Annotated in this window: 14 protein-coding genes and 1 other annotated feature; all 14 genes read left to right on the top strand. The window is 39.1% G+C overall.

The features are described 5' to 3' along the window. Positions 1-16: 16 nt before the first annotated feature. Complete coding sequence (locus NXS11_RS06760; protein ID WP_259200068.1) at positions 17-394, top strand: Mini-ribonuclease 3; 378 nt, start codon at positions 17-19, stop codon at positions 392-394. Positions 395-397: 3 nt separating this feature from the next. Continuing rightward, complete coding sequence (gene rlmB / locus NXS11_RS06755) at positions 398-1,147, top strand: 23S rRNA (guanosine(2251)-2'-O)-methyltransferase RlmB (RefSeq protein WP_259200023.1); 750 nt, start codon at positions 398-400, stop codon at positions 1,145-1,147. A gap of 3 nt (positions 1,148-1,150) precedes the next feature. Beyond that, positions 1,151-1,672, top strand: coding sequence for an NYN domain-containing protein (locus NXS11_RS06750; RefSeq protein ID WP_259200021.1), 522 nt, complete (start codon positions 1,151-1,153; stop codon positions 1,670-1,672). A gap of 79 nt (positions 1,673-1,751) precedes the next feature. Continuing rightward, positions 1,752-2,333, top strand: coding sequence for a sigma-70 family RNA polymerase sigma factor (locus tag NXS11_RS06745; RefSeq protein ID WP_259200020.1), 582 nt, complete (start codon positions 1,752-1,754; stop codon positions 2,331-2,333). A gap of 58 nt (positions 2,334-2,391) precedes the next feature. Beyond that, complete coding sequence (gene rpmG, locus NXS11_RS06740) at positions 2,392-2,535, top strand: 50S ribosomal protein L33 (protein WP_259200019.1); 144 nt, start codon at positions 2,392-2,394, stop codon at positions 2,533-2,535. Positions 2,536-2,553: 18 nt separating this feature from the next. Then, entirely contained in the window at positions 2,554-2,733 is a 180-nt protein-coding gene (gene secE, locus NXS11_RS06735) for a preprotein translocase subunit SecE (protein ID WP_259200018.1), read from the top strand. A 19-nt stretch (positions 2,734-2,752) separates the two neighbouring features. Beyond that, the gene (nusG, locus tag NXS11_RS06730) at positions 2,753-3,301 is read left to right on the top strand and encodes a transcription termination/antitermination protein NusG (protein WP_103358663.1); all 549 of its coding nucleotides are present in this window, start codon (positions 2,753-2,755) and stop codon (positions 3,299-3,301) included. Between the two features lie 165 nt (positions 3,302-3,466). Further along, a complete protein-coding gene (rplK, locus tag NXS11_RS06725) occupies positions 3,467-3,889 on the top strand; it encodes a 50S ribosomal protein L11 (RefSeq protein WP_044359250.1) in 423 nt (140 codons plus the stop codon). A gap of 190 nt (positions 3,890-4,079) precedes the next feature. Then, entirely contained in the window at positions 4,080-4,775 is a 696-nt protein-coding gene (gene rplA, locus NXS11_RS06720; protein WP_259200016.1) for a 50S ribosomal protein L1, read from the top strand. A 102-nt stretch (positions 4,776-4,877) separates the two neighbouring features. Next, positions 4,878-5,016, top strand: a sequence feature (ribosomal protein L10 leader region). 49 nt (positions 5,017-5,065) lie between these two features. Then, positions 5,066-5,566 carry a 50S ribosomal protein L10 gene (gene rplJ / locus NXS11_RS06715; RefSeq protein ID WP_044359252.1) on the top strand — a complete coding sequence of 167 codons (501 nt, stop codon included), beginning with the start codon at positions 5,066-5,068 and terminating at the stop codon, positions 5,564-5,566. 46 nt (positions 5,567-5,612) lie between these two features. Beyond that, entirely contained in the window at positions 5,613-5,978 is a 366-nt protein-coding gene (gene rplL / locus NXS11_RS06710) for a 50S ribosomal protein L7/L12 (RefSeq protein ID WP_259200012.1), read from the top strand. A gap of 209 nt (positions 5,979-6,187) precedes the next feature. Next, entirely contained in the window at positions 6,188-6,796 is a 609-nt protein-coding gene (locus NXS11_RS06705; RefSeq protein WP_259200010.1) for a class I SAM-dependent methyltransferase, read from the top strand. Between the two features lie 209 nt (positions 6,797-7,005). After that, entirely contained in the window at positions 7,006-10,560 is a 3,555-nt protein-coding gene (gene rpoB / locus NXS11_RS06700) for a DNA-directed RNA polymerase subunit beta (RefSeq protein WP_259200009.1), read from the top strand. 135 nt (positions 10,561-10,695) lie between these two features. Further along, on the top strand, positions 10,696-14,313 hold the full coding sequence (gene rpoC, locus NXS11_RS06695; RefSeq protein ID WP_373319384.1) for a DNA-directed RNA polymerase subunit beta': 3,618 nt from the start codon (positions 10,696-10,698) through the stop codon (positions 14,311-14,313). The last annotated feature ends 133 nt before the right edge of the window (positions 14,314-14,446 follow it).

Raw genomic sequence — 14,446 nt, 5'->3', positions numbered from 1 at the left:
GCAGATCGATTTCAAAATGTTGAGCCCATTGACACTTGCTTATATGGGTGATGCGGTGCTTGACCAATTTGTACGTGGTCACATTATTGTAAAGTACCAAAGTAAACCGAACCGTTTGCATCAGGAAGCCAAACGGTTCGTTTCTGCTAAGAGTCAAGCCCAGACGTTGGAAGCATTGCTCGCAGATGATTGGTTTACAGAAAGTGAGTTGGCAATCGTGAAGCGTGGTCGCAATGCAAAAAGTCATACGAAGGCTAAGAATACAGATGTTCAAACGTATCGGAAAAGTTCGGGGCTTGAAGCGATTATTGGCTATTTGCATTTAACACAGCAAGAAAGTCGTATCATAGAATTATTGAATGAAATTGTAAAACGTGTAGAAAAGAGGTGTTAAGCGATGGAATCAGAAGTGATTGTTGGTCGTCATGCTGTTCGTGAGGCAATTACGACCGGTCATGTAGTGAATAAGGTATTGATTCAAGAAGGGGTTAAAAAGCAACAGATTGATGATATTTTAAAATATGCAAAAGATCTAAAACTCGTCGTTCAGACAGTACCAAAATCAAAATTAGATCAAATTTCCAAAGCGCCCCATCAAGGTGTTGCAGCATATATAGCGCCTTATGAATACGAAACATTAGAACACTTTTTAGAACAACAAGAGACAAAGGATACGTTATCGACAGTATTGATTCTCGATGGTTTAGAAGATCCCCATAACTTAGGTTCTATTTTGAGAACGGCAGATGCTACAGGTGTGGATGGTGTTATTATTCCGAAACGACGTTCTGTTGCATTGACACAAACAGTAGCTAAAGCATCAACAGGCGCAATTCAACACGTACCAGTAATGCGTGTAACTAACTTATCGCAAACGATTGATGTGTTGAAAGAGCAAGGTTATTGGGTTGCGGGTACAGAAGCGAACAACGCGACAGATTATCGTCAAATGCAGGCAGATATGCCACTTGCTATTGTGATTGGTAGTGAAGGACAAGGCATGAGTCGTCGTGTTAAGGAGAAGTGCGATTTTTATATAAAAATTCCTATGGTTGGTCACGTGAATAGTTTGAATGCATCAGTAGCAGCGAGTTTGATGATGTACGAGGTGTTCAGAAAACGTCAACCTATCGGCGGTGACAAGTAAGTGATGAAAGACTATTACGTGATTATCGACGGTTATAACATGATCGGGCAGTCATCAGAATTGATGCGTCTCGCCAAGGAAAACTTGGAAGAGGCGAGAGAGCAACTGCTGATGGAGATTGCAAACTACAATGCGCTTGTTAAAGGTCGTATTATTTGTGTCTTTGATGCATATGAGCAGGGTACACCACAATCAGAAACAGTCTATCACGGTGTGCATGTCATCTTCACTAAAGAAGGGGAAACAGCAGACAGCTTTATTGAACGTTATGTCTATAATATTTATAACAAACACATTACGCATATCACGGTTGTAACAAGTGATATGAGTGAGCAACACGCCATTTTTGGTACGGGTGCGTATCGCATTTCGTCGCGTGAGATGTGGCGTCATTTGAAAGAGAATAAGGTGGCAGTTTCTAAGACGATATCGTCATTTGAAGAGCAAAAGCCACGCACGCGCATGCAATTATCTGAAGAAGTATTGACAGAGTTTGAGAAAATAAGACGTGGAGAGCGGAAATAACTGAAAAGCCCCGATTTGCTTTTTGACAAGGAACCTCATAATCTTATAAGGCATCTTTTTAACGAAGCGAGGCGATACCATGAGTCAGAAGCATCCGTATTTACGTCCCCACTCTCACCCCCACGCAGCAATAGAGCCGAGCTTGATGGAACAACAGCTCAACTATATCCAACAGCGTGCGATGCAATGTTTCAACGATTATAGTGTGCATAAAGATGAACGTGAAGATTTAGTACAGGAGACGATGTTTGCACTGTACAATAAATTGCGTACAGGAGATGTGCATAGCGATGTACCAATAGAGCATTATATCAACAAGACAATTCGCTGTCGTAAGCTGGATTATAGGCGTAAAAAAATGATACGTAAGCGTATTTTTCAGACGTATGTCCAGTCGTTGTTTCGTCAAACGCAATATGACCATCAAGTGCATGGTAATACAATTGATCTAGCACTTCGCAATGACATGCTTTTAGAAGTTTACAATGAAGTGTTTTTATCCATGACGCCGATGGAACAGCAAGTGTGTTGCTATTTATATCAGGAATGGAAACCTGCAGAAATCGCGCGAGCAATGGCGGTAGATATCAAAAAAGTCTATAATACGATTTATCGTGTGCGTCAAAAGTTGAAAGCAGCATTGCAGGCGAATGTTGATTGACAACTGAATGCGACCTTATGTATAGTTAATGAGTATTATAGGATTAAGGTGAGTTAAAGTGAAAAAAGTACCACTTAGTTGTGAAAAATGTGGCAGTCGTAATTATCACGTTCCGAAATCTGCTAACCGTAATGATAGGTTAACGTTGAAGAAATTTTGTGCGGCATGTCAAACACATACACTTCATAAAGAATCCAAATAATTGGAGGTAATGACAATTATGGCTAAAAAGGAAAGTTTCTTCCAAGGTGTTAAGTCAGAGATGGAAAAAACAAGCTGGCCAACGGGACCAGAACTTGTGAAATATACGACAATCGTAGTATGTACAGTAGTATTCTTCATGCTATTTTTCTACGGTTTGGATATTGGAATTGGTCAAGTAATTAAAATGATAAAATAGTGAGTGAGGAGATGTCAGCATGTCTGAAGATTTAGGTGCGAAACATTGGTATGCAGTTCATACCTATTCAGGATATGAGAATAAAGTCAAACAAAACTTAGAAAAACGTGTTGAGTCTATGAATATGACTGAACAAATTTTCCGTGTTGTAATTCCTGAAGAAGAGGAAACACAAGTAAAAGACGGCAAAGCAAAAAAATCAATGAAGAAAACATTCCCTGGTTATGTGTTAGTTGAGCTAATCATGACAGATGAGTCATGGTACGTTGTGCGCAATACGCCAGGTGTAACAGGTTTTGTTGGATCTGCCGGTGCGGGTTCAAAGCCAAATCCATTGTTGCCGGAAGAGGCACGTTTTATCTTGAAACAAATGGGTATGAAAGAGAAGACAATTGATGTTGAAGTTGAGCTTGGAGAACAAGTGCGCGTAACTTCTGGTCCATTTGCTAATCAAGTAGGTGAGGTTGAGAGCATCGAAGCGGACAAGTTCAAATTAACGGTATTAGTAGACATGTTTGGACGCGAAACACCAGTTGAAGTTGAGTTTGACCAAATTGAAAAACTTTAAATGAGTGTAAAAAGATAATAAAGTTTTGTGTTGTAATCTCATAATCTAAATGATATAATGACGAAGTCGCGCATTTATAGCGCTACATTTCGTCACGAAATGTTAAGAGTGGGAGGGCAAAAATGAGCCCTGTGACCACATCACGATATCAAGGAGGTGCACATCGTGGCTAAAAAAGTAGAAAAAGTAGTTAAGTTACAAATTCCAGCAGGTAAAGCAAACCCAGCACCACCAGTTGGTCCTGCACTAGGTCAAGCCGGTGTGAACATTATGGCTTTCACAAAGGAATTTAACGCACGTACGCAAGAACAAGTAGGTTTAATTATTCCAGTAGAGATTTATGTATATGAAGACCGTTCATTTACATTCATCACAAAAACACCACCTGCAGCAGTATTACTTAAAAAAGCAGCAGGCGTTGAAAAAGGTTCTGGTGAACCTAACAAAACAAAAGTTGCTACTGTAACGAAAGACCAAGTACGTGAAATTGCTAACACGAAAATGCCAGACTTAAACGCTGCTGACGAGGAAGCAGCTATGCGTATCGTTGAAGGTACTGCACGTAGTATGGGTATTGTTGTTGAGTAATTGAGTTAACATCAACACGCAATTATACGAACAAATGATAAATTTTGTAGTGAACGCAGATAGCCCCTTTGTTATATAGATGACATTGAAGATGTGGTAATGCATTGGGTTATTTGCGCTCAACTTGCTATTATGGCGAGTAAACGTGGGAGGACATTCCGATAACACCACTAAAGGAGGACGAATAATAATGGCTAAAAAAGGTAAAAAGTATCAAGAAGCAGTTAGCAAAATTGATCGCCAAGCATATTATGCTGTAGAAGAAGCGATTAAATTAGCACAAGAAACTTCTGTTGCTAACTTTGACGCTTCAGTTGAAGTGGCATTCCGTTTAGGAATTGATACGCGTAAAAACGATCAACAGATTCGTGGCGCAGTAGTATTACCACATGGTACTGGTAAATCACAACGCGTATTAGTATTCGCTAAAGGCGATAAAATTGCAGAAGCAGAAGCAGCAGGCGCTGACTATGTAGGCGACGCTGAGTATGTTAATAAAATCCAACAAGGTTGGTTTGATTTCGATGTAGTTGTTGCAACACCTGATATGATGGGTGAAGTTGGTAAATTAGGTCGTGTATTAGGACCTAAAGGTTTAATGCCTAACCCTAAAACAGGTACTGTAACAATGGATGTTACAAAAGCTGTAGAAGAAATTAAAGCTGGTAAAGTTGAATACCGTGCTGAAAAAGCAGGTATCGTACATGCTTCTATTGGTAAAGTATCATTCGATACTGACAAGCTTGTAGATAACTTCAAAACATTATTAGATGTTTTGACAAAAGCAAAACCAGCATCAGCTAAAGGTACTTACTTTAAATCAGTTTCAGTAACGACTACTATGGGACCTGGTATCAAAGTAGATACAGCAACTTTCAAACTTTAATTTATAGATAGAAGCGTAAAATGATCAATAGGTTGTTTTACGCTTTGTCATAAATAATATTAATATAACTGTTGACTAATACGATGAAAACAGTTATATTTAATTTTGTTGAATATTTTACCTAAGACAGTAGGAGCATGGTTATGCTTAATAGTTCATCCTACCGAGGCTAAATTGACTTGAACGTGCAAACATTCAAGCACTTTTTGCCCAGGGTAAAAAGTGCTTTTTTTATTCGAGAGACATCTTGGATATATAAAAGCATAAAAATTATCTATGGAGGTGTCTAAATGTCTGGAATCATTGAAGCGAAAAAACAACAAGTTGACGTAATCGCAGAGCAACTTAAAACTTCTGTTTCTACAGTAGTTGTTGACTACCGTGGTTTAACAGTAGCGGAAGTGACAGAATTACGTAAGCAATTACGTGAAGCAGGCGTACAATACAAAGTATACAAAAACACATTGTTACGTCGTGCGGCTGAACAAGCTGGTATTGAAGGTTTAGATGAATTCTTTACTGGTCCAACTGCAGTTGCATTCACAACTGATGATGTTGTAGCACCAGCTAAAGTTATCGCTGGATTCGCTAAAGAACACGAAGCTTTAGAAATCAAGACAGGTGTCATGGAAGGTAGCGTAATCACTGCTGAAGAAGTTAAGACAGTTGGTTCTTTACCATCACACGACGGTCTTGTATCAATGCTTCTTTCTGTATTACAAGCGCCAATCCGCAACTTCGCTTATGCAGTTAAAGCTGTTGGTGAAAACAAAGAAGAAAACGCAGAGTAATTGATAAATTAAATTTAAACATTTAAAAAATTGGAGGAATATTAACATGGCTAATCAAGAGCAAATCATTGAAGCAATTAAAGAAATGTCGGTTTTAGAATTAAACGACTTAGTTAAAGCAATCGAAGAAGAATTTGGTGTAACTGCAGCAGCACCAGTTGCAGCAGCAGGTGCAGCAGGCGGAGACGCAGCAGCTGAAAAATCTGAATTTGACGTTGAGTTAACTTCAGCTGGATCATCAAAAATCAAAGTTGTTAAAGCAGTTAAAGAAGCAACTGGTTTAGGCTTAAAAGACGCTAAAGAATTAGTTGACGGTGCGCCAAGCATCATCAAAGAAGCGTTACCTAAAGAAGAAGCTGAAAAACTTAAAGAACAATTAGAAGAAGTTGGCGCTTCAGTAGAACTAAAATAATTCATTGATAAGTGAAAACCCGCTATTTTCATAAATAGCGGGTTTTTGAATATGTAAATGGTAAAGCATCTAATTGTTTTTGATTAGCGCTTCAATTTTTAGGACACCCAGCTGTCGTATGATATTCTTTTAAAAGAATTTGTTAGAAATTGAGCTTGCTAATATTTAAGAATGAAGAAGAATTTATTTGTAGATAGGTGTGAAAGTCTATGAGTCATTATTATGACGCACATCCTGATGCGCTATCTGATGAAAAAGAAATTGTGTATGAGTGTTATCAACAGCGGTTGACCTTAACGACGGATGCCGGTGTCTTTTCCAAAGATCAAGTAGATTTTGGATCGGATCTGCTAATTCGTACATTTTTAAATGAAAATCCGTCGGGTCAGCCTAAATATATTGCTGATGTAGGTTGTGGTTACGGGCCTATTGGTTTAATGTTGGCAAAAGTTGCACCACATGATCAATTAACAATGCTCGATGTGAACCATCGTGCGCTAGATTTAGCGCGCAAAAATGCGAAACGCAATCAAATTGATAACGTAACAATTCAAGAAAGTGATGGGTTGGCGGAAGTTAATGATGCATCACAACATTATATTTTAACTAATCCTCCGATCCGTGCAGGCAAGCAAGTTGTACATGGGATTCTAGAGGATGCTTATGACAAGCTTATACAAGATGGTGCATTATATGTTGTTATTCAAAAGAAACAAGGTATGCCATCAGCGAAGAAAAAAATGATGACTATTTTTGGTAATGCATCGTCAATCAAAAATAGTAAAGGATACCATATACTAAAAAGCATTAAATGTTGATTTTGGACGATATATATGGTAAAGTAATAAGATGAAAAATTTATGTTCAACAAGTGTGTACTTTTACGTGTAAAGTTTCATTGTAACATTGAAAAATAGTGTGATTAGAACAGAAAATGGTGTCATCAAGTATATGCTACCGTTTTCTTTTTGTCTTGATATGCAATGCTATTGTAGAGTACGACACAATATTTGAGGGGTGAATCTGTTTGGCAGGTCAATTTGTCCAATATGGAAGACATCGTAAACGTAGAAACTACGCAAGAATCTCAGAAGTATTAGAGTTACCAAACTTAATTGAGATTCAAACAAAATCATATGATTGGTTCTTAAAAGAAGGTCTTTTGGAGATGTTTAGAGATATCTCACCAATTGAAGACTTTACAGGCAACTTGTCTTTAGAGTTTGTTGATTACAGACTAGGCGAACCGAAGTATGATTTGGAAGAGTCTAAAAACCGTGATGCGACATATGCAGCACCATTACGTGTAAAGGTTCGTTTAATTATTAAAGAAACAGGCGAAGTGAAAGACCAAGAAGTCTTTATGGGTGATTTCCCATTGATGACTGAAACAGGTACTTTCGTTATCAATGGTGCAGAACGTGTTATCGTATCACAATTAGTCCGTTCACCATCTGTATACTTCAATGAAAAATTAGATAAAAATGGTCGCGTAAATTATGATGCGACAGTTATTCCAAACCGTGGTGCATGGTTAGAATATGAAACAGACGCGAAAGATATTGTTTATGTGCGTATTGATAGAACAAGAAAACTCCCATTAACAGTATTATTACGTGCGCTAGGTTATTCAACTGATCAAGAGATTATCGACTTGATTGGAGATAACGAATATTTACGCAACACTTTAGAAAAAGACAGCACAGAAAATACAGATCAAGCCTTATTAGAAATTTATGAGCGCTTACGTCCGGGTGAACCACCAACTCTTGAAAATGCGAAGAGCTTATTATACTCACGCTTTTTCGATCCAAAACGCTATGACTTAGCAAGTGTTGGTCGTTACAAGGCGAACAAAAAGTTACATTTAAAACATCGTTTATTTAATCAAAAATTAGCAGAACCAATTGTTAACACTGAGACTGGAGAGATTGTTGCTGAAGAAGGTACAGTGCTTGACCGTCGTAAGTTAGACGAAATTATGGATGTTCTTGAGTCAAATGCAAATGCGCAAGTGTATGAGTTGCCAGATAGCATTGTGGACGAACCAGTTGAGATTCAATCAATCAAAGTATACGTGCCGAATGACGAAGAAGGTCGTACGACAACAGTGATTGGTAATGCATTCCCTGACTCAGAAGTGAAATGCATCACACCAGCTGATATCGTCGCATCAATGTCTTATTTCTTCAACTTATTACATGGCATTGGCTACACAGATGATATCGATCATCTTGGCAACCGTCGCTTACGTTCTGTAGGTGAATTATTACAGAACCAATTCCGTATTGGTTTATCTCGTATGGAGCGTGTTGTACGTGAAAGAATGTCTATTCAAGATACTGAATCTATCACACCACAACAATTAATTAACATTCGTCCTGTAATTGCATCAATCAAAGAATTCTTTGGTAGCTCTCAATTATCACAATTCATGGACCAAGCGAACCCACTTGCTGAGTTGACGCACAAACGTCGTCTGTCAGCATTAGGGCCTGGTGGTTTAACACGTGAACGCGCACAGATGGAAGTGCGTGACGTACACTATTCTCACTACGGTCGTATGTGTCCGATTGAAACACCTGAGGGACCAAACATCGGTTTGATTAACTCATTGTCTAGTTATGCACGTGTTAATGAGTTTGGTTTCATTGAGACACCATATCGTAAAGTTGATATTGAAACAAACACAATTACAGACCAAATCGACTACTTAACAGCTGACGAAGAAGATAGCTATGTTGTAGCACAAGCGAACTCACGCTTGGATGAAAATGGTCGTTTCATTGATGATGAGATTGTATGTCGTTTCCGTGGTAACAACACGACAATGGCAAAAGAAAAGATGGACTATATGGATGTGTCGCCGAAACAAGTTGTATCTGCAGCGACAGCATGTATTCCGTTCTTAGAAAATGATGACTCTAACCGTGCCTTGATGGGTGCGAACATGCAACGTCAAGCGGTACCATTGTTAAACCCTGAATCACCGTTTGTTGGTACAGGAATGGAGCATGTGGCAGCACGTGACTCTGGTGCAGCGGTTATTTCTAAACATCGTGGTCGTGTAGAACATGTTCAATCAAAAGAAATCTTAGTGAGACGTTTGATTGAAGAAAATGGTCAAGAATATGAAGGTGAACTTGATCGCTATCCATTAGCGAAGTTCAAACGTTCTAACTCTGGTACATGTTATAACCAACGTCCAATTATTAAAGCAGGTGATGTTGTTGAAAAAGGTGAGATTTTAGCTGATGGTCCTTCAATGGAACTTGGCGAAATGGCGCTTGGACGCAACGTGGTTGTAGGCTTTATGACATGGGATGGTTACAACTATGAGGATGCCGTAATCATGAGTGAACGTCTTGTGAAAGATGATGTTTATACATCTATTCACATTGAAGAATATGAGTCTGAAGCACGTGATACGAAGCTTGGACCTGAAGAGATTACGCGTGATATTCCTAACGTTTCTGAAAATGCGCTTAAAAACTTAGATGATCGCGGTATCGTTTATATTGGTGCAGAAGTTAAAGATGGCGACATCTTAGTTGGTAAAGTAACGCCAAAAGGTGTAACAGAACTCACAGCTGAAGAGCGTTTATTACACGCAATTTTTGGTGAAAAAGCACGTGAAGTACGCGATACATCATTACGCGTACCACATGGTGCTGGCGGTATCGTACTGGATGTTAAAGTATTCAACCGAGAAGATGGCGATGATTCACTTTCTCCAGGTGTTAACCAGTTAGTTCGTGTATATATTGTTCAAAAACGTAAAATTCATGTAGGGGACAAAATGTGTGGTCGTCATGGTAACAAAGGTGTCATCTCTAAAATTGTTCCTGAAGAAGATATGCCATATTTACCAGATGGTCGTCCAATCGACATCATGTTGAACCCACTTGGTGTACCATCACGTATGAACATCGGACAAGTTTTAGAGTTGCACTTAGGTATGGCTGCTAAAAACTTAGGTATTCATGTTGCATCACCAGTATTTGACGGTGCCAATGATGATGACGTATGGTCAACAATTGAAGAAGCAGGCATGGCACGTGACGGTAAAACAGTTCTTTACGATGGTCGCACAGGTGAACCATTCGATAATCGTATTTCTGTCGGTGTTATGTACATGTTGAAACTTGCACACATGGTTGACGACAAGCTTCACGCGCGTTCAACAGGACCATACTCACTTGTTACACAACAACCGCTTGGTGGTAAAGCGCAATTCGGTGGACAAAGATTTGGTGAGATGGAGGTATGGGCACTTGAAGCATATGGTGCTGCATACACATTGCAAGAAATCTTGACTTACAAATCAGATGATACTGTTGGTCGTGTTAAGACTTATGAAGCAATTGTTAAAGGTGAAAACATCGCAAGACCAAGTGTTCCTGAGTCATTCCGCGTATTGATGAAAGAACTTCAAAGTTTAGGTTTGGACGTCAAAGTGATGGACGAACAAGATCAAGAGATTGACATGAGCGATATGGAAGATGATGAATCACCTGATCGTAAGTTGAATGCACAACAACCAGCAGCTGTTCAACAAACACCAGTAGATACAAACGAATAAGTACTAACTATCAAATGTTATGGTAGAGGTTGAGTTGTTCACAGGATGTGTTCTCAGCCTCGCCATCATGATAAAAGTAAGATGTTGTTATCAATCAATTTGCATAGCTAATTTAAACTAAAGGAGGTAGGCTCCTTGATTGATGTAAATAAATTTCATTACATGAAAATAGGGCTCGCTTCACCAGAAAAAATCCGCAATTGGTCAAAAGGTGAAGTTAAAAAACCAGAAACAATTAACTATCGTACGCTAAAACCAGAAAAAGATGGTTTGTTCTGTGAAAGAATCTTCGGACCAACAAAAGACTGGGAATGTAGTTGTGGTAAATACAAACGTGTACGCTACAAAGGTATGGTATGTGACCGTTGTGGTGTAGAAGTAACAAAATCAAAAGTGCGCCGTGAACGCATGGGGCATATCGAGTTAGCGGCTCCAGTATCGCATATTTGGTACTTCAAAGGCATTCCAAGTCGCATGGGCTTATTATTAGACATGTCACCACGATCATTAGAAGAAGTTATCTACTTCGCATCATATGTTGTGGTTGATCCAGGTCCAACAGGTTTGGAGAAGAAAACATTACTTTCTGAAGCTGAATACCGTGACTATTACAGCAAGTTCCCAGGTCAGTTCACTGCTAAGATGGGTGCAGAAGGTATCAAAGACTTATTAGAAGAAATTGATTTAGATGAAGAACTTAAATTGTTACGTGATGAGTTAGAGTCTGCAACAGGTCAACGCTTAACACGTGCAATCAAACGTTTAGAAGTTGTGGAATCATTCCGTAACTCAGGTAATAACCCTGCGTGGATGATTTTAGACGTACTTCCAATCATTCCGCCAGAAATTCGTCCAATGGTACAACTTGACGGTGGACGTTTTGCGACTAGTGACTTGAACGACTTATATCGTCGTGTCATCAACCGTAACAACCGTTTAAAACGTTTATTGGATCTTGGTGCACCTGGCATCATCGTTCAAAACGAAAAACGTATGTTACAAGAAGCGGTTGATGCGTTAATTGACAACGGTCGTCGTGGTCGCCCAGTAACTGGACCGGGTAACCGTCCATTGAAATCATTGTCACATATGTTGAAAGGTAAGCAAGGACGTTTCCGTCAAAACTTACTTGGTAAACGTGTTGATTACTCTGGTCGTTCAGTTATCGCAGTAGGACCTAACTTGAAAATGTATCAATGTGGACTACCAAAAGAGATGGCACTTGAACTGTTCAAACCTTTCGTGATGAAAGAATTAGTTCAACGTGAAATTGCGACAAACATCAAAAATGCGAAAAGCAAAATTGAACGTATGGATGACGAAGTATGGGATGTTTTAGAAGATGTTATCATCGAACATCCAGTATTACTCAACCGTGCCCCAACACTTCACAGATTGGGTATCCAAGCGTTTGAACCAACATTAGTAGAAGGTCGTGCAATCCGTTTGCATCCGCTTGTTACAACGGCGTACAATGCTGACTTTGATGGTGACCAAATGGCGGTTCACGTACCATTATCTAAAGAAGCACAAGCAGAAGCACGTATGTTAATGCTTGCGGCACAAAACATCTTGAACCCTAAAGATGGTAAGCCAGTTGTTACGCCATCACAAGATATGGTACTTGGTAACTACTACTTAACATTAGAGCGCAAAGATGCAGTCAATACAGGTATGTTGTTCAATGATACGAATGAAGTATTAAAAGCATATGCGAATGGTTATGTGCATTTACACACACGTATCGGTGTACAAGCAGGATCATTTAACAATCCAACATTTACAGAAGAACAAAACCGTAAAATCTTAACAACATCTGTTGGTAAAGTGATTTTTAATGAAATTATTCCAGATTCATTTGCCTATATCAATGAACCAACAGCTACAAACCTAGAGAAGAACACGCCAGACAAATACTTTGTTGATGCGGCTGAATTAGGTGAAGGTGGATTAGCGGAATACTTCGAGAAAACAGAACTTGTTCCACCGTTTAATAAGAAGTTCTTAGGAAACATCATTGCAGAAGTGTTCAATCGCTTCAGTATTACAGATACTTCTATGATGCTTGACTTGATGAAAGACTTAGGATTCAAATATTCATCTAAAGCAGGTATTACAGTTGGTGTTGCTGATATCGTAGTATTACCTGATAAACAAGAAATCTTAGATGAATCAGAAAAACTAGTTGAACGTGTACAAAAACAATTCAGTCGTGGTTTATTAACTGAAGAAGAACGTTACAATGCGGTTATCGAAATTTGGACACAAGCAAAAGACAAGATTCAAGAAAAACTGATGAAGTCTCTTGATAAAACAAACCCAATCTTTATGATGAGTGACTCTGGTGCCCGTGGTAACGCATCTAACTTTACACAACTTGCCGGTATGCGTGGTTTGATGGCCGCACCATCTGGTAAAATCATCGAACTTCCAATCACATCATCATTCCGTGAAGGTTTAACAGTATTAGAATACTTCATCTCAACTCACGGTGCGCGTAAAGGTCTTGCTGATACAGCACTTAAGACTGCCGACTCTGGTTACTTAACGCGTCGTCTGGTTGACGTAGCACAGGATGTTATTGTACGTGAAGAAGACTGTGGTACAGATCGAGGTTTACTCGTTTCAGATATCAAAGAGGGTACTGAAATGATTGAGCCATTCATTGAACGTATTGAAGGCCGTTACTCTAAAGAGACAATCCGTCACCCTGAGACTGACAAGATTATTATTCGTCCAGATGAACTTATCACAGCTGAAATTGCGAAAGAGATTACGGACGCAGGTATTGAACAAATGTACATCCGTTCAGCATTTACATGTAACACACGTCATGGTGTATGTGAAAAATGTTATGGTAAAAACTTAGCGACAGGTGAAAAAGTTGAAGTGGGTGAAGCAGTTGGTACAATTGCCGCTCAATCAATCGGTGAACCTGGTACACAATTAACAATGCGTACGTTCCATACTGGTGGGGTAGCCGGTAGCGATATCACGCAAGGTTTACCTCGTATCCAAGAAATCTTTGAAGCACGTAATCCGAAAGGTCAAGCTGTGATTACTGAGATTGAAGGTGTAGTTGATAACATCACAGTTGGTAAAGATAGACAACAAGAAATTGTTATCAAAGGTGCGAACGAAACACGTTCTTATCTTGCATCAGGTACATCTCGCTTAAAAGTAGAAATCGGACAATCAGTTGAACGTGGTGAAGTCTTAACTGAAGGTTCAATTGAGCCGAAAAACTACTTAGCAGTTGCAGGTTTGACAGCTACAGAAGCTTACTTGCTAAAAGAAGTTCAGAAAGTATACCGTATGCAAGGTGTAGAAATTGATGACAAGCACGTAGAAGTTATGGTTCGTCAAATGTTACGTAAAGTACGTATCATCGAAGCTGGCGATACGAAGTTATTACCAGGTTCATTAGTAGACATCCATCACTTTACAGATGCTAACCGTGATGCATTCAAGGAGCGCAAACGACCAGCGACTGCGAAACCAGTATTACTTGGTATTACAAAAGCATCACTTGAGACAGAAAGTTTCTTATCTGCCGCATCATTCCAAGAAACAACACGTGTACTTACAGACGCTGCAATCAAAGGTAAACGAGATGACTTACTCGGTCTGAAAGAGAACGTTATTATCGGTAAGTTGATTCCAGCTGGTACAGGTATGAAACGTTACAGCGATGTGTCTATCGAAAAAGAAGAAAAGACAGAAACATTAGATACACAGTTAATCACTGAGTAATGACAAAATCTAAGGGAATGGGGCACGAGGGGTGTCCCATCTCTTTTCTTCTAAAATGTACAAAGAAATAGTGAGTACTGTTATAACAATAAAATCAGATGTTTATTGATGATAAGTATTGACGAACTGTTTA

Source organism: Staphylococcus americanisciuri (assembly GCF_024814435.1).
Taxonomy (GTDB): Bacteria; Bacillota; Bacilli; order Staphylococcales; family Staphylococcaceae; genus Staphylococcus; species Staphylococcus americanisciuri.
This window is presented reverse-complemented; position numbering and strand designations above follow the sequence as displayed.